Genomic DNA, 15,836 nt, shown 5'->3' with positions numbered 1-15,836 from the left:
AAAAAGTTTTGCGGAAATTAAAAAACGTTCTATATTTGCACCACTGAAAACAACGATACAATCGGAGTTTAAGGAGAGTTGGCAGAGTGGTCGATTGCGGCAGTCTTGAAAACTGTTGACTGTAACAGGTCCGGGGGTTCGAATCCCTCACTCTCCGCAAAAAACCCTATAAACTACCTGTTTATAGGGTTTTATAATTTTAGGTGCTAGAATGGGTGCTAATCGTGTAAAACTTTACTTCATTATTTTCCTATTATTCCAACAAGTATTTCAGTTCTAATTTTCATTCTGCTCTAACTTATGATGCAACGTGAATATGGACTATCAGAAGCATAATCTACTCTCTTAAATTAAATTTTCAAAAAAAACAATTAATAGGTATAAATACTTAAGCAAAATAGTGTTTTTTTGTTTAGTCTTGTAAATATTTATTAAGTGTCAACTTATATAACAACTTTAAGTTTAAAATTCACTTAAAAGTAGCTTATATGAATAGGTCATATGTTACATTAAAAAAAATAAACAATGGAAAGAGAAATAATAAATTTTAATGGTCAATATGAAGTATTTCGAAACAATATAGATAATCTCGAAGTAAGAATAATTGAAACAGAGGATTTAACTGAGCAAAATCGAATAGTTGAAATTCAAAATGTATATTCAACTTTGGATGTAAAGATGCGATTGGCTTTTGGAATTAGAGAAATTAGACTAAACAATGATTTTGTATCGGATAAGGAAGATGATTTAAAACTATGTCATTTACTTTATTACAAGCTCGCAGATTTATGGTTTGCTTACGATACGTATTTAAAGTTTTATAAAATAGTTGCAGGAGCAGATAAGAATAATGTTGATTGGATCGATGCGAATGTTCATAATAATTATGCTTCAACAGATGCAATCATATTAGCTAGGAATTCAGCAAATGGATCATTTCAAAATTTATATAATAATAACCAAAAAAGAAGAAATTTTATTGAATACTTAATGCATTGCAAAACAAATGCATCTCCATCTCAAAAAAGAAGAATTGATCAGATAATAATAAAAATTCAACAACAAATATTTATTTTTACAAATTCTGAAATTCTTACAATTAGTTATGCTGTAAGAAACAACTTTGTTCATAATGGAGAAACTACCGTAGTTCCAGATAACTTTGGTTATAAGAATAAATCACATTTATTAAAAGTTCTTTACTCATATCTTGCAATAACACTATTAGTATCAAGTAATATAACATTCAGTAGAATATAAGTACAACCTCAGAATAAGTGTTTTCCAAATGAGATGGGCTGGGTTTAGGCTCAGATCTGTCGACCGAGTACTCAAAAACTAATCAAACGTAACGATCATTATCAAAGAGATTTTATAAATATTGAACGGACATAAAAGCATAATATGTATTATCCTAACGACATAGAAGAAATTTGCTACGAGCAAGAACATATTGACAAAGTATCACAAGAAATTAATCAATCAATTTCAATTTACTTTCAAAAGTATATAGAGACAGAAGGTGGTCATAACATAGACGAAAATGAAGTTAGAAAACTTGCGGAAAAATTTGGTTCATCAGGGAAACCCAAAAGCAAAAACAAAGACAGTAAAAAAATTCTTGAAAGACTTTTAAAAGAAGCAATCGAAAATTTTGAAAAAGAACGTCAACCCTACGAAGATATTCTTAATTTGGAAGCTCTTGAAGAATATAAATACGATGTGAACTCATTTAAAAACACAGTTCTAAAAAATCAGATTCCAATTATTCGAAAAACACTACAAAACAAACAAGCAAAGGAACTTGATAAATTTAGAGTTGCTTTCAATAATGCACAACCAGGACACTTATTTGAAGTTACCTCTAACATCATCGAATTATCAAACGAATGGAGAAATGAACGATATGATGGAAACGGATTTGAACAGATAGATACTTGCTCGGATTTAAATTATTATGATTTAGACGATGAAAATTATACCGCTTTTGGTGTTATAGGTGGTGGAATTAAAAGCACCTTTATTTATAAACTTTTCCCTGAAATGTTTCCGAGCAGATCAAGAGAAGCTGTTTGGGCTTTATATTATTTAAGTAGTAAAAAAAGTTTTGGGTGCAAAGAAGACTCACAATTTTTAATGATTAATAGTGATGAAGGTACAACTCAACAAAATTATTTTTACCCTTATGGACTTTTTGCATTCTATGCTTTACGTATTTTTAATAAACTAAAAGAGCTATTTGCTTTACACGGAGTCAGCTTACCAATTGAATATAGATTTATTGCAGTTGATGGTTTCCTGTCATTTGTTTCAAGAAGTCATCAAGAAGAAATAAATCTTTTAAAACAAAACTCACAAAACTATCATTATGACTACTAATGCAGTTGATGTTTTTAAAAGGGAGTTTCCTGCATTAGCAAGTAAGTTTTCTTTAAAACCTTTCCAAGAAAAAGTAATTAATCAAGTAGTTTCCACCGGTTCAACGTTAGCAATTATGCCAACAGGTGGTGGAAAATCTTTAATATATTGGGTGACAGCAAAAGCATTAAAAGGAACTTGTTTGGTTGTCTCACCACTTATCGCCTTGATAGATGAACAAGCAGATAAACTTACAAATGAAGGGTTTGAAGTTTTGGCAATTCACGGTGGTATGGTCGCTAAAGATCAAATTAAGCAACTAAAAAGATTTGCAAAAGGTGAAATCAATCCAGATTTTATTTTTGTAAGCCCAGAAAGAATGGCAACTGATGGATTTTTTGAATATTGCATTTCACTTCAAAAAGACAAAATAAAGTTAATCGTTGTTGATGAAATCCATTGTATAAGTCAATGGGGATTCGATTTCAGACCATTTTACAAGCATATTCCTGCTTTTCTTAATTCGGTTTTCTCAGATCAGCTTCCAAAGGTCTTAGGGCTTACGGCTACAATAAATCCGAGAGAATTAATAGATATAACAAACGATTTCAAAATGGATAAGCAGTCGATTTTGAAAGACGATGTTTTACTTCGTTTCGATATAGATTTAAGAGTAGAAAAGCTAACAAACGAAGAAGAAAAAAGAAACAGACTTTGGGAAATCATTGAAAAACATAAGGACGAGAAAGTCTTAGTTTACCTATATCGTAAGTATCATAAAGGTGGTGTTGAAGATTTATGCGAAATTGCCAATCAGAAAGGTATAACTGCTTTATCATTTCACGGAGATATGACAAGTTTGCTAAGACAAAAAATTATTACCGAATACAGAGACGGTACTACAAATTTAGTTTTTGCAACAAATGCTTTTGGTATGGGTATAGACATTCCAAATATTCGTGTTGTTGTTCACTATATGTTGCCTGAGTCTATTGAGCAATATTACCAAGAAATCGGCAGAGCAGGTAGAGATCACAATGGTGCTAGCGCTTATATGCTTTACTCAAACAAAAATGTTCAAGTTCGTAAAACACATTTTATTGACAAGTCCTTTCCTAATGAAGATGAAATAAAGAATTTGTTTAAAAAGGCTTCCAATAATGAAATTGGAAAAAAAACTCTTCAATACTTTGCAGAAGAAGAGTTGCAAACAGTTTTGCCTTATTTTTTAAATTGTAACGCGATTTCAATAGATGCTAAAGGGTTTACGAATTTGAAGATTTTTAAAACCAATGCTAATTCAGACCTAAAAAAAATTGTTGACAGCTCCAAAACCGGTATGGTAATACCACTTCTCCTAAAACCTGAATTTAAAAATTATTCTTGTAAGGACTTTTTCAATCTAACTTATAAAGCGTTAGTTGATGATGAGATAACTCTCAATAAAAGTTTTGATAAGTGTTTGATAATTAATGCCAACGAATCTATACTTACAACTAAACAACTTGAAAATATCAGTACAGAAACTGCTAAGAAGAAAGAATATAAACATAATCTCTTAGACTACCTTGTTTACTTACTTGATAACTATGATGATTCCCAATCTTTACATCAAGAAATTGGAAGATATTTAGGTGTAAGTAAGCATTTATTAGGTAAAATTCATAAAACAGAAAATGGTATTTGGGTTCGCTCAAAATCTGAAGTAATAATTGCAAACATTCTCTTTCGCTCTAATATTGACTTTCAGTATGAAGAAAAACTATATTATAATGCAACACAGTGGAAAGAGCCAGACTTTACGATAAGGCATAACAATAGGATTTGGTATTGGGAACATCTTGGACTTCTAGAAGACGAACAGTACAACGAAAAATGGATAGAGAAAAAGCAAATATTTAAAAAACTTGGAATTCTTGACAATGTGATCACAACAAAGGAAAGTGCCGTACTAAGTAATCAAGCAAACGAATTAATTAAACGAATAAAAACTAATTGATTAATTTCGACAGACAAACTAAACAACAAAGATTTGTTATAATAATCAGAGATGATTGGATTAATATTTTATTTCTGAACAATAACCATAAACTTAATAACCATAAAAAACAAGAAAATGAGAATATTAAATAGTAGTGAAAAAGAAATTTGTCGTAGAATTTTAAAAGGAAATGGAGCTAATAATTTTCTTGGAAACATTGTTGATAGCGAATTAAAAGGAATCTGTATTTATGTTGACAGAAATAATCTTCAATCACATTTGATATTTACGGTAAATGACATCAATAATATATCTTCGGAAGAATACGAGAAATTAAGTGAAGCAACAGGATCAATAACTGCTTATATACTTGAAGTTGTAAACTTAATTAATCAATTAGAAAAAGAAGGTTACATTTTATTATTAGAGAGAGGAATAAATTCAATGGAGCCAAGTAAATTTGGTAGATGTGTTTCCAATTTGCCCAGTATAGAACATCATTTTGTTGACGAAAATTTCATTCAACTACTCTGTAACTATTCAAATAAAGAAATATATACAACCGAGGAGTTTAATCGTTTCTGTGAAAATAATTTTTTAGCAAGAGATGAACAGCGTTTTCAAAAGCAAATGAGATTCACTCAAATAGCTCTTGCAATTGCAATTGCAGCACTGATCTTTAATATAATTGTTAATTTTTTTGTCAAAAAGAATGACGTTGTAAAAATAGACAAAGCACAATTGGAATCAATTATCAAAACCATTAAAGAATTATAACAGAAAGGGAAAATAGTTTTTTACAGTGGATATTAAATAATAATAAACCTTAATTCTTTGATTGAAAGTTGGCAAAACTAACATTCCCTTCTTTCTATCTAAACATACCTAGTTTTTTAATAAATGGATCAAAGATTTCATTATAGATTGTCAAAAAATCAAAAGAGCGCAATTGCTCAAAACCTGATTGATATTTTAGAGAAAGATATAGAAATAACTGAACATACTAGACGTTTCATCTGTAATTGGATTCTTACGGGCCCTGAAGAAAAAAGAAAGGCTTTTTTTGATGTATGGGATATAGTTTTAAAAAATTATCTACCCAAGACAAGACCGATTTTGTTCCGAGCCTGTGTAAGAATTGGTAAATCTGATAAAATAACAAGTTTTACCGGACGATTAGAATCTGCAAAGAGATTTAGTAACGGAAAGGGGTTTTTAATAATTTTTGACACCAATGAAACTCTTCAATTTGTAGAGAAATTATATAAGGCTGGTGAATATAAGCGCACATTTTATCCACTAGGGAATGTTTTAAAAAAGGCGAGAAATTCTGGAGGTTGGGGATTTACTGAAAGATTTTTGAATGATTTTATAGGTGAGGACGAATATATTATGAGAATAGACCAAGGATACAGTTATAGCCTGAGATGGATTTAATTTGACTTATGAAGACAAGAAAACGACTTGAGTCATTGTCAGAAGTATTGTTTAGACGTTTTAAATTTTTCTTTATCTCATAGTTTCACTTATTCTATTCAATTGAACTGTATTCCGATAATCTTTACTTAAGTTAATCTCAAATATTTGAGGAAATTTAACAAAAAAGGTAAAACGGAATATCCATTTTACCTGTGTACTGTTCAGAATATTAAGATTTATCTTTAGTGTACATTTTCATTTCTTAACCGCCACATAATGCTGTTAATATCTCAATTTTCAAAAAACCTTTTCTATTTTATCAATTAATCCTTCTTCTTTGACCAATTCATCAAGGTCATTCATCAGCTTTTCCACGATAACTTTCATATGGTCTATTACTTCCTTGTCAAGACAAGTAAACTTATGGCGCAGAAATTTATGGTATTCCAAAGTGGGAATAAGTTTAAGCAGGAATCCATTATATAAATGTTGATAGCTTATCATATCCGGATTGGCGTATAAGCATAGTTGCCACAATGATTGAAAGGACAAATAGTTGGGCATATAGCAGAGCTTCACAAAAATGTAGGTTCTGCAAAACGAAAGGAAGAATAAAGCGAAAAGAAATGGTATTCCCTGCTGGTTGTCATTTTCATTCCCAACCATACTCAAAAACTGCAAGCCATTGCCTTTTGCTGATTTGTAATAGCAATCCAAGTCTTGGTGTAGATGATGGGGAGATTCCCAATGTGGCTCGGGATGATAAGGACTTGAAGCGTAAATCCTGTTTTTACCTTGTATGATGTTCGCAAAGAAATTTTGGTACTTGTACAGGTGTTGCTGAATCCAATTGCGGTCGTGGCTGATAAGCACAAAATCATATTGTTTTCCAGCTTTGCTTTTAAGATAATATTGTTTCTCTTTCAATTTTTCATTACTTACGTTTTGAGCAATTATAAGAAGATAATAGATGATATTGTTTCCATAGGTTGCTTTATGAAACAGATAGACCTCTTCTGTACTTTCCAACTTTATAATGGTTTTTACAGCCTTGTCAATAATTTTATCATTGTGATCCGCCAAAACACTCGATATTTTATTAGGTATTGCAATGTCACGTGGTGATTTTTTGATCTGTTTTTTCAATTGGTCTAAGCGTATTTCTATCATACTGAAAAGACTTTCTTCTGCAATACCGATGGCTTCAAAGAATTCGTTGTCATACATAAGTTCATCCTCACGAGCTGATCTTTTTGCTTTCTCTAATAAACTGATAAGATGATACTCCTTTCCATTTTGTTTCACGAAATATTTTTGAATTTCAGGTGCGTAGGGTAATAAATGATAAATACGCTCGTGCAGGTTGTTTGAATCAGATGAAGATCCTGTATATAGGTTTTCCAGATATTCCAAGTCATACTTAAAGACCTTTTCGTAGCTGAGAAAAACACTTACAAACGACCCAACTTTAATAAATTCACGGGTTTGAGACAGCAACATATCGTGATCGTGGTAAAATCTTTCCCTGTAATTTTCAAACTTTTTATTAAACTTCTTCCAATTTCTGTCAATCAATAGATGATTTCCGTACTGCTCATTTTGATAGATCAAGGCAGATGGTTTGCAGTAAAATTCGACAAAAGGATGCCCTAAATCAAACTTATAATGTAGTTGAGTATTGTAAAACAAATGGATATGTACTTTATATTCAGAGTAGGCTTTTTTGATCCAGTGTTTTTGTTTTATCTTATCAACATCGTTCTTGTGTTCCAAATTCAAAATTAGATGTGAATCCTGAGAGTGTACACTTTTGTCGTAAAATATCTGAATGATAAGATATTGTTCGTTAAGCTCGTTGATGGCATCCTCTAAAAATTCGTTTTCGAGTTTTGATAGTAAAAGTTGTTCTGAAGTTTTCATAGTGATGGATTTTTAGTGTTGTGATTTTCGAGATTGAAGTAGAAGTACAAAGACTCTAAGAGTATTCGAACCAATGCAAACCACATCATTAAATCGATATGCTCTTGCAATTCGACATCGTTTTCAAGTTTCAAGATGTCATCAAGCGTAAAGTTGATATTTCCTATTTTCCCTGTAAATTTTTGGTAATATTCTTCTCCTGTAACAGAAAGGATAGTCAGAAAAATTTCTTCTAAATAATCATCCATCGAAATCGAAGCAATCATATAGTTTTCTGCTTGGTAAAAATCACTATTTTCTATCTCTTTCAAAGGGATTAGGTGTCCTGATTGGTCTACAAATTCGGGAAAGCTTGAAATCAAAAATTGCAGGCAGGTTAATAGTCCTGCAATTTTTAAACATTGTGAATTGGTATTTGGGATATTTGCCTTACCAGAAAGCAATTGTTTGATACTATACTTCTGTATCAATCTTGGATAACGTTCAAATAGCACCCTTACCTCAGTATCAACTAATTTATCCAATAATTGATAGATGCCCCTATTAAGTTCATCTATCTGTCTGTTGTCCGACAATAATCTAAAAGTAACTTCAACTTGTCCCGTCGAATTGATAAGCCTTTTTCTTGTTTCTTTATTTCTCATATTAAAATTTTAGTGAAATAAAGTTGGTCAGTAATTGTCAGGTATCTAATGCTTTTCAAAGGATAAGTTATTCTGAGGATGTGGGTTTTTTATTCTTTATTTTCTTTAACCCTCTTTCACGAATGATTTGCGCTGAATCAAGCATTTTATTAAGATGGATAAAAAGAGAAACAATATTGGCTTCAAGTTCATCAGAATATGAGCCCAAAGAGAAGTAGACAATTTCTGTGTTGAAATACTCGAATTCCTGCAATGTATATTCTTTAAATGCTTTTTGAAAAACAAGAAATGGATTATTATATTCTTCATCGGAAAGTGAACCTTGAAGCAATCTGGATGGAAACTTTGGGGGACGTTTCACTTTCCATTTTTCTGCTTTGAATTGTAAAACATAGCTTGCCCTTATGAACGAGCGCATACAGAGATAGTAATGGAATATTAGCGACGGGTCTTCTTTCATCAATACTTCACATTTTGTTGAGTAGTTCATCACATCATTTAATCTTTCTCTTACAGCGGACAGAAAATCCATTTGAAAAAATGCATCTATCAATGTCAAACAGGAATGCTTTTGATGGCTGTCCCAGAACTCAGCTTCAAAATTTATTTTCTTTTTTTTCATAATAATTATATTTTTATTGATGCGAATTACTACTATCAAGAGTGCATAATCAATACTGAAACTGCATATTATATCTACTGAAATGGATATTTTACAGGATAATTTTTTAACTTTACAATTCAGACGATTTAACAGAAATGGCTTTATCTTTGAGCCTTTAAAATTCGATAACCGCTATGGAACAGAAAATACATCAGGGAAGAAACGTAAAACGATTTAGAGAGATGCTGGGCATCAAGCAGGAAGCTTTAGCTCTTGACTTAGGCGATGATTGGAATCAGAAGAAAATTTCTTTGCTTGAACAAAAGGAAATAATTGAAGATCCTCTACTACAAAAGATTTCTGAAGTATTGAAAATTCCGGTAGAAGCTTTTCAAAACTTTGATGAAGAACAGGCGGTTAATATTATTTCTAATACATTTAATATTGAAAAAGATGCTTTCATAGGTAATTCAAAACCAACTTTCAATATTAATCCAATGGATGAAATCAAAAAGTTGCACGAGGAAAAAATTGCGCTATATGAGCGAATGTTAAAGGAAAAGGATGAAATGATGGAAAGACTTGAAAAGCTCATTAACAAATAAAAATATAAGTAATTCGGGATAATTACTTTTTCATTTTCATAAGATGGGCTCAACTACAAGTTGAGCCTTTTTTGTGGCTAATTATTTTGCTTCGACAATTTCAATTTTGTAATGATAACAAATTACGGTAATCCATAATTTTAGCAGGATTACATTTATTATTTTTGCTAAATGCACCATTAAGTGAACTAAATTCATTGTATATATAAAAAAGAATTTTAAATTTATAATTCAATAAAAACTTACTATTAACCATAATAAACATTGATGAATCATTTAAATGAAATTCAAAATATTTCGACGAATCCAATAGAGGTATTCTTAAAAGTTAATGACGATTTTTACACAAAATTTGAGAGTAACAAAGACAATAATTTAAAATCTGCTGAACTACAAAGAATTTTTGAAGTACAACGTAAAAGTTATTATCAAAAATACAGTCCTAATGACAGAGGAAGCCGGCATAGAATTCTTATTCCCTTCTCAGATATCCGTGCTTTAGAGTTAATTGTATTTTTAGGAAGAGCTAAAATAGATGCATTTACCGATAAATTTTATTACAAAGTACAAAAGATTAAGGAAATTTCATTCTACAATTCTCCTAAAAAAGATACCGTCGAAAAAAAATCGCGATTCAAGCTAATAAAGTTTTCAGAAAATGACGGCTCGCAAGAGAAAGATTTTCAAGAGCTGTATAAGGTGGTGGAAAATACAAATATTCCGGTTGCTGATGTCAATAAAGAAAAAGATATTTCTATATGGAAAAATTATGTTTCTGCACTCAAACAGTTGGTGAAGGAGAAGGAACAGATTTGGAAGGTCACTGATGTAAGCAAAGCTTATTATATAAACAAACAAAACTCTGACGATAGAGAAAGTCTTATTGACATATTTATTGACGAAAAAGAATTATTACGAAATCTTGAAAAGAATTTTAAGGTTTTGTTTAATAAGTCTGATATTCAAGAATATTCTTTTGAAGAAAGTCGTGTCTTTGTAGAATTTAGCAAATTCACAATTCTTGATGAAGAAATGCTTGTGCGTTTAAAAACATTGGCTCATGAAATTTTTTACGATCTAAAAGATGATATTCCTAAACACACTATTTCAGGGACTTTTGATTTTACATATGGTGATTTTGAGAACAAAGAGAAAATATTTGAGGAATTATCCTCTAAATTCAAAGAGGATTATAAATTAGATCTAAACTTTTTAGAAGAGGGTATAGTCACTTTGGATAATAATGAAGAAAAACATTTTCAAAAATTTGTAAATGACAATTACAGTAAAATTCTATCCCTAGATCTTGATAAAACAATATCTTTAAAAATCGGATTTGACGATGACAGTCAAAAAGATGTTAGGCTACAGGAAATTAGAAATAAGCTTTCTAATGATGGTTACGACCGCGCTTCTATTGAAATATTAGAAAAAGAAAATCAATTGAAGGTAACTGTAAGTACTTTTCTTGGAAAAGAATACTTTGCAAATCTGGGATTTACCTTTGAAAAAAATATTTCACGCTTCACAACAAACCAAACAATTAATACCATTGATTTTCCAGGATTAGATAAAGTAGGCAATGAGTATCACTTTGAAAACGCAACCAAATATGATATAGATACACTTAACGATATTGCTAAAAAAAAATATTCAAATTTAGTTTTTAAGCGTAATCCATCTATATTCATATTCAATTACCCAAAAGAAAAAAACTTTTCATTACTACGAGATTTTAAGACATTCACTGATATCGCTGGAATTTCCAGCTTCAATATAAATTCATCTGTACTTACACTTACAGTAAATGATAAATATGAATACGAAGACCAACTAAAGCGTATTCAAAATAATGCAGATTTTGCGATTGTAGAAAAGAAAGCTTACGAAAAAAAATGGAAAATAAATTTCTTAAGTGATAGTGAGGAAAGTAGAGAATTAATTCTTAATAAAATTCAAAACGAACTTAGGCAAAGATTACCAGACGGTATAGTATTTCAAACATTTAAGAAGAATTCCTCTTTAATGTTTTCAAAAAACTTTGATTCAGAACAACAAAGAAATAGTATTCTTAATATTCTTAAAGAAAAAGGTGAAGAATATGTTGATATTATTGACCTTAATATCGATAGTAAACTAGGCACTACAACTTATGATTTTGTAAAAAATGAAACTCTTGAGCTCGCAAGTCAAAAAGAGCTACTTAAAGAGGTTCGTTTTCAAACATTTATTTTCCTATCACCTGATGAGAAGAAGCAACTTGATTTAAGCATTCAAAATTATGGATTGGATGCCCGTTATAATGGTGGTTTACAAATTGGAACACTTGTTAAAAAAGAAAAAAATAAGCTAACGTTTAAACTCACCGATGCATTTGATGTTAAATTGAATGCAAAAATTGAAGAGCGACTCGAATTATCAGAAATTAAAGAAGGATTTGTCAAACCTATCTTTCCTGGGGAATTAATTAATATTGAGCGGATGCTAAGGGCAATGAAAAAAGTTACGAATCCCGGAGGGAGAAATGGCTTCCCTGTGAATATGAATTTATCCAACTTTCTTTTTGATCCACATGAGGTAAGAAGTTCTGCTGATGAATTGGAATCAGTAAAAACAACGATATTAAAAAATCTTAACGAGCCCTTACTAAGAAACCAAACTAAGCAAGTTGAAGCAGTTGCAAAAACACTTCTTGCCAAAGATATGTCCATCATACAGGGGCCACCTGGAACTGGGAAAACTACAGTAATCGCAGAAATTATTTGGCAAACCTTAACTGAGAACCCTAAAGCAAAGATTTTAATAACTTCTCAAACTAATTTAGCAGTAGATAATGCTTTGGAAAGATTAAAGGGAAAAAAATTAGTACGACCAATCCGAATTGGTAAAAATGAAAAGTTTGAAAACGAAGGACGGGTTTATTCTTATGACAGAATATATGAATGGCAATCCGCAAAAGCGAAATCAGAAAGTGAGAAATATACAGCAGATAATGCTGTTAATAACTGGATTGATAACGTGATAAATTCATGTAGTACAGATCCTAAATTTTCAAAAGCGTTAGACAAATGGAAAATAGCACTTTCTGATAAAGATTCTTTTATTAAAAAAACTTTTACTGAAAATTATCAGAAAAATATCAATGTGTTTGCAGCAACTTGCAGTGAATGCGGTAGCAATCGTTTTACTGACGTTTATAAGACGGCTTTCGCAGGAAACACTGATGATTCTCCCGAACCTGAGTTTGATTTGGTAATTATGGATGAGGCTAGTAAAGCAACACCTCCTGAGCTGGTATTGCCATTAACATTTGGTAAAAAAGTAGTGATTATAGGTGACCACAAACAGCTTCCACCAATGTTGGATGAAAGGGAATTTAATGAAGCTCTTGAAAATATTGGAGCGAAGAAATTAATTGAAGACTGGACTACAAAGGATTATGCAACTTCTCAATTTGAAAAACTGTTCAGAAATGCACCCAAAACTATTGTAACTAGTTTAGACACACAATTTAGAATGCACGAACAGATCATGAATTGTATTTCTCAATTCTATGAAGATCAAGAAGAATTAGAAAATGGACTGCTTTGCGGTATTAAAAATGATATGGATCTTCCTGATTTTAATAATAAAGCAAGTAGATGGCACGGATTATCCATTGAGCCTTTAATTTCCCCTAATAATCACGCAATTTGGGTTAATGTGGACTCAGAAGAAAAAAAAATAGGAACCTCTTTTGAAAATCAAGGAGAGGTTGAAGCCATAAAAATTATTTTAAAAGCATTAACACAATCCTTTGGTTTTTCTAAGTATCTGGAGAATTGCAAAAAGGATGAGGATAAAGAAATTGGAATAATCACATACTACATGCCCCAAATGCAGACAATCAAAAATTCGATATATAGTGATTTAACTAAGGATCAACTAAGAAACTTTGAACATTTTAAAGATCAGAATGAATTTCAACTGCCTTTCAGAATAAATACGGTAGATAGATTTCAGGGAATGGAGAGAAATATAGTAATTATTTCCACTGTTAGAAGTGATAGGCAAATAGTAACAGATCAAAATAAAACAAGAATAATTAAAAATCATTCTTTAGGGTTTGCTAAGGAGCTCCAACGTATAAACGTAGGTTTTTCACGTGCAAAACGTTTACTTATTGTTATTGGAAATCAAAAACATTTCTCACAAAAGAAAGAATATGAGCTGGCAATTTCCAAGATGCACAAATTAGATATTTCTCAATTTCTAAATATAATACAATGAATAGAATAAGATTATCAAAATTTGCTTTAGAAGAAAATTATCCAATTTCTGATCTTATTCTTTTCTTAAACGAAAATGGATTTAAAAAAAGGGAAGATTCCAATGAATTAATTTCTGAAAATGAAATACAATTTGTGAAGAATAATTTTAATTCTTATCTAAATCAAAATAGTGAAAATTACGAAGATTATAAAAACAAGTTTCTAAATAAGCTTACGACAAAAAGCGATGTAAACACCCCTGTACAATTAAAAATCATTGAAGCAGCTAATAGAGAAAAGCTTTTGGTCGAAAGAATAATTGGGTTTACCGATTTTGACTGGGAATTTCTTATTGCCAAATATAATGGTGAGGTATCACAACCTGTTCCATTTAGTATTTTTGATGAAATCATTTGCGATTTATTACTAGTAGAAAATTTATCAAAAAGAAAAATTGGGGAGATATTAGGACTGAATGTCGCTGATGATCCAGCAGAAAGAGCAATTGTTGAAAAATCATTAAAATCCCTGAAGGATGAGGATATAATTGAAGGAACAACGGATGGCTATCAACTAACAGATATTGGAAAAGAATATGCAAAGAATGGAATCAAATATTCTTATTTTAATCGTAATTTCACTATTTATTTTGATACAACTGGAAGAAATCAAGAACACGCTAAAAGTGAATTAAGAAAATTAAAGAGTGAAAAGTCACAACTCCCAGTAAAAGCTGTCCCTGTTTCACTAGAGCAAATACGTGAGTTTGCAGTATTTCAGGCCCCTGAAGTACATTTCCCGGAAAATAATTATATTCTGCAGTCGACTACTCTGATTAACGCAGAAAAATACATAGCTAAATTATGGGTTATTTTTCTTGATAATTTTAAAGAAAATAAGAGTCGCGTTTTGGTTTATGATGAAAGTCAAAATAAAATTGTCGAACAGCTATCTAAGGATCTTAACAATAGAGACGATTTAAAAAAACATCTTCTCGAAAAACTTGTACAAAATACTGATGAGTTATCTATTACTGAAGAGGTAAAGTCTTCAGAACAAATTCACGAAGAAAATGAATTAATTGAGAAGCAAAATCTTTTAGATGTTGCGCAAAAAGCTGAAAACACAGTTGAGATTCAGAAACTTCAAAGAGAATTTAAAACACAAAAAAGAAGTTTTAATTCCACAGAGTTCGAATTAGAATTAAAAGAAATATTTGAAGAATCCAATGATGAATTATGGTTCATCAGTCCTTGGCTGAGATATCACGCGATTAAATATCGGTATAATTATTTTGAACAGCAACTTCGTCAAGGGGCAAAAATTTTTATTGTTTATTCTCTGCCAGAAAAGGAGAATGATATTATGGCTGACGAGAGAGCGAAAAAAATGCTGGATGAGCTTGAGAGTAAATATAGAAATTTTTATATTCATCAGTTACCTAAATTTCATTATAAAAATGTGTGGATAAGAAATAAAAACACCCCAAATATTCTTTATACCGGAAGCTTTAATATATTATCATTTTATGTCGATAAAAACAGTAAAAATGTAAGACAGGAACAGATGATTAAGATAGATTGGAATGATGAAACAGAAACGATGTATTTTAACTTTATTGAAGAATTTGGAAAGAAATACATTATGAAAGAAGGTCAAAGTTTCAACAACCTTATTGACAGTGTTCCATTCACTGTTGATGTCGAATTTCTATCAAAAATCAAAACTATCGACAATATAAAACTTAATACGTTTAGAAATATTGGATTTCCAAATTTTGATAGAACTTTAGAACAACTTGAAAAAAGTAAAAGCATAGCATTGAAGCAATTGGGTAAAGATGTATTTCTAAAAGATTTGATGGATGTACAAAATCAAGTTGAGACTTTATTCAACAAAAAAGTAAATAGGATAACCAAAAAGAAATTACTTGATAGTTTTGATACATTAATACAAGATTATTATTTCTTTAAAGACGATTTTTCAGAGGAACTTAATGAACTTTACAAAAAGATTGGAAAGCTTCAAACTTCAAATTAATAATTTGAAATTGAT

Annotated in this window: 11 protein-coding genes and 1 tRNA gene; 9 read left to right on the top strand and 3 right to left on the bottom strand. The window is 30.6% G+C overall.

Translation table 11 applies throughout. The features are described from left to right. Window positions 1-72 precede the first annotated feature (72 nt). The 6 genes from DRF65_RS18610 (at window position 73) to DRF65_RS18585 (ending at window position 5,776) form a co-directional block, all read left to right on the top strand. A tRNA-Ser gene (locus DRF65_RS18610) sits at window positions 73-157 on the top strand. A gap of 368 nt (window positions 158-525) precedes the next feature. Then, the gene (locus DRF65_RS18605) at window positions 526-1,260 is read left to right on the top strand and encodes a hypothetical protein (protein ID WP_115972250.1); all 735 of its coding nucleotides are present in this window, start codon (window positions 526-528) and stop codon (window positions 1,258-1,260) included. Between the two features lie 144 nt (window positions 1,261-1,404). Continuing rightward, on the top strand, window positions 1,405-2,379 hold the full coding sequence (locus DRF65_RS18600) for a hypothetical protein (RefSeq protein WP_115972249.1): 975 nt from the start codon (window positions 1,405-1,407) through the stop codon (window positions 2,377-2,379). Beyond that, window positions 2,369-4,357: a RecQ family ATP-dependent DNA helicase gene (locus tag DRF65_RS18595; protein WP_115972248.1), complete on the top strand. Its 1,989-nt coding sequence runs from the start codon at window positions 2,369-2,371 to the stop codon at window positions 4,355-4,357. The genes DRF65_RS18600 and DRF65_RS18595 overlap by 11 nt, the downstream gene beginning before the upstream one ends. 117 nt (window positions 4,358-4,474) lie before the next feature. Next, a complete protein-coding gene (locus tag DRF65_RS18590) occupies window positions 4,475-5,116 on the top strand; it encodes a hypothetical protein (RefSeq protein WP_115972247.1) in 642 nt (213 codons plus the stop codon). Between the two features lie 123 nt (window positions 5,117-5,239). After that, the gene (locus DRF65_RS18585) at window positions 5,240-5,776 is read left to right on the top strand and encodes a hypothetical protein (RefSeq protein ID WP_228438792.1); all 537 of its coding nucleotides are present in this window, start codon (window positions 5,240-5,242) and stop codon (window positions 5,774-5,776) included. A 279-nt stretch (window positions 5,777-6,055) separates the two neighbouring features. Here DRF65_RS18585 and DRF65_RS18580 read toward each other — a convergent pair whose 3' ends face one another. From DRF65_RS18580 to DRF65_RS18570, 3 genes are all read right to left on the bottom strand, one after another. Further along, window positions 6,056-7,678, bottom strand: coding sequence for a hypothetical protein (locus DRF65_RS18580; RefSeq protein WP_115972246.1), 1,623 nt, complete (start codon window positions 7,676-7,678; stop codon window positions 6,056-6,058). Then, complete coding sequence (locus DRF65_RS18575; RefSeq protein WP_115972245.1) at window positions 7,675-8,322, bottom strand: hypothetical protein; 648 nt, start codon at window positions 8,320-8,322, stop codon at window positions 7,675-7,677. The genes DRF65_RS18580 and DRF65_RS18575 overlap by 4 nt, the downstream gene beginning before the upstream one ends. Before the next feature lie 67 nt (window positions 8,323-8,389). Further along, window positions 8,390-8,944, bottom strand: a complete 555-nt coding sequence (locus DRF65_RS18570; protein WP_115972244.1) for a hypothetical protein — start codon at window positions 8,942-8,944, stop codon at window positions 8,390-8,392. A gap of 176 nt (window positions 8,945-9,120) precedes the next feature. Between DRF65_RS18570 and DRF65_RS18565 the strand changes: the two genes are divergently transcribed. The 3 genes from DRF65_RS18565 to DRF65_RS18555 all read left to right on the top strand — a co-directional run bounded on the left by DRF65_RS18565 (window position 9,121) and on the right by DRF65_RS18555 (window position 15,821). Beyond that, entirely contained in the window at window positions 9,121-9,531 is a 411-nt protein-coding gene (locus tag DRF65_RS18565; protein ID WP_115972243.1) for a helix-turn-helix domain-containing protein, read from the top strand. A 267-nt stretch (window positions 9,532-9,798) separates the two neighbouring features. Next, a complete protein-coding gene (locus DRF65_RS18560) occupies window positions 9,799-13,800 on the top strand; it encodes an AAA domain-containing protein (protein ID WP_115972242.1) in 4,002 nt (1,333 codons plus the stop codon). Continuing rightward, on the top strand, window positions 13,797-15,821 hold the full coding sequence (locus DRF65_RS18555) for a hypothetical protein (RefSeq protein ID WP_115972241.1): 2,025 nt from the start codon (window positions 13,797-13,799) through the stop codon (window positions 15,819-15,821). The genes DRF65_RS18560 and DRF65_RS18555 overlap by 4 nt, the downstream gene beginning before the upstream one ends. The last annotated feature ends 15 nt before the right edge of the window (window positions 15,822-15,836 follow it).

It is taken from the genome of Chryseobacterium pennae (assembly GCF_003385515.1).
Lineage (GTDB): Bacteria > Bacteroidota > Bacteroidia > Flavobacteriales > Weeksellaceae > Chryseobacterium > Chryseobacterium pennae.
Note: the sequence above shows the minus strand (reverse complement) of the source record. Positions and strands in the feature narration are given on the sequence as shown.

Bases quoted from the DNA above. Each gene is read 5' to 3' on its own strand.
- DRF65_RS18555 (WP_115972241.1), top strand. From the start codon at position 13,797: ATGAATAGAATAAGATTATCAAAATTTGCTTTAGAAGAAAATTATCCA.
- DRF65_RS18585 (WP_228438792.1), top strand. From the start codon at position 5,240: ATGGATCAAAGATTTCATTATAGATTGTCAAAAAATCAAAAGAGCGCA.
- DRF65_RS18560 (WP_115972242.1), top strand. From the start codon at position 9,799: ATGAATCATTTAAATGAAATTCAAAATATTTCGACGAATCCAATAGAG.
- DRF65_RS18600 (WP_115972249.1), top strand. From the start codon at position 1,405: ATGTATTATCCTAACGACATAGAAGAAATTTGCTACGAGCAAGAACAT.
- DRF65_RS18595 (WP_115972248.1), top strand. From the start codon at position 2,369: ATGACTACTAATGCAGTTGATGTTTTTAAAAGGGAGTTTCCTGCATTA.
- DRF65_RS18590 (WP_115972247.1), top strand. From the start codon at position 4,475: ATGAGAATATTAAATAGTAGTGAAAAAGAAATTTGTCGTAGAATTTTA.
- DRF65_RS18570 (WP_115972244.1), bottom strand. From the start codon at position 8,944: ATGAAAAAAAAGAAAATAAATTTTGAAGCTGAGTTCTGGGACAGCCAT.
- DRF65_RS18565 (WP_115972243.1), top strand. From the start codon at position 9,121: ATGGAACAGAAAATACATCAGGGAAGAAACGTAAAACGATTTAGAGAG.
- DRF65_RS18605 (WP_115972250.1), top strand. From the start codon at position 526: ATGGAAAGAGAAATAATAAATTTTAATGGTCAATATGAAGTATTTCGA.
- DRF65_RS18580 (WP_115972246.1), bottom strand. From the start codon at position 7,678: ATGAAAACTTCAGAACAACTTTTACTATCAAAACTCGAAAACGAATTT.
- DRF65_RS18575 (WP_115972245.1), bottom strand. From the start codon at position 8,322: ATGAGAAATAAAGAAACAAGAAAAAGGCTTATCAATTCGACGGGACAA.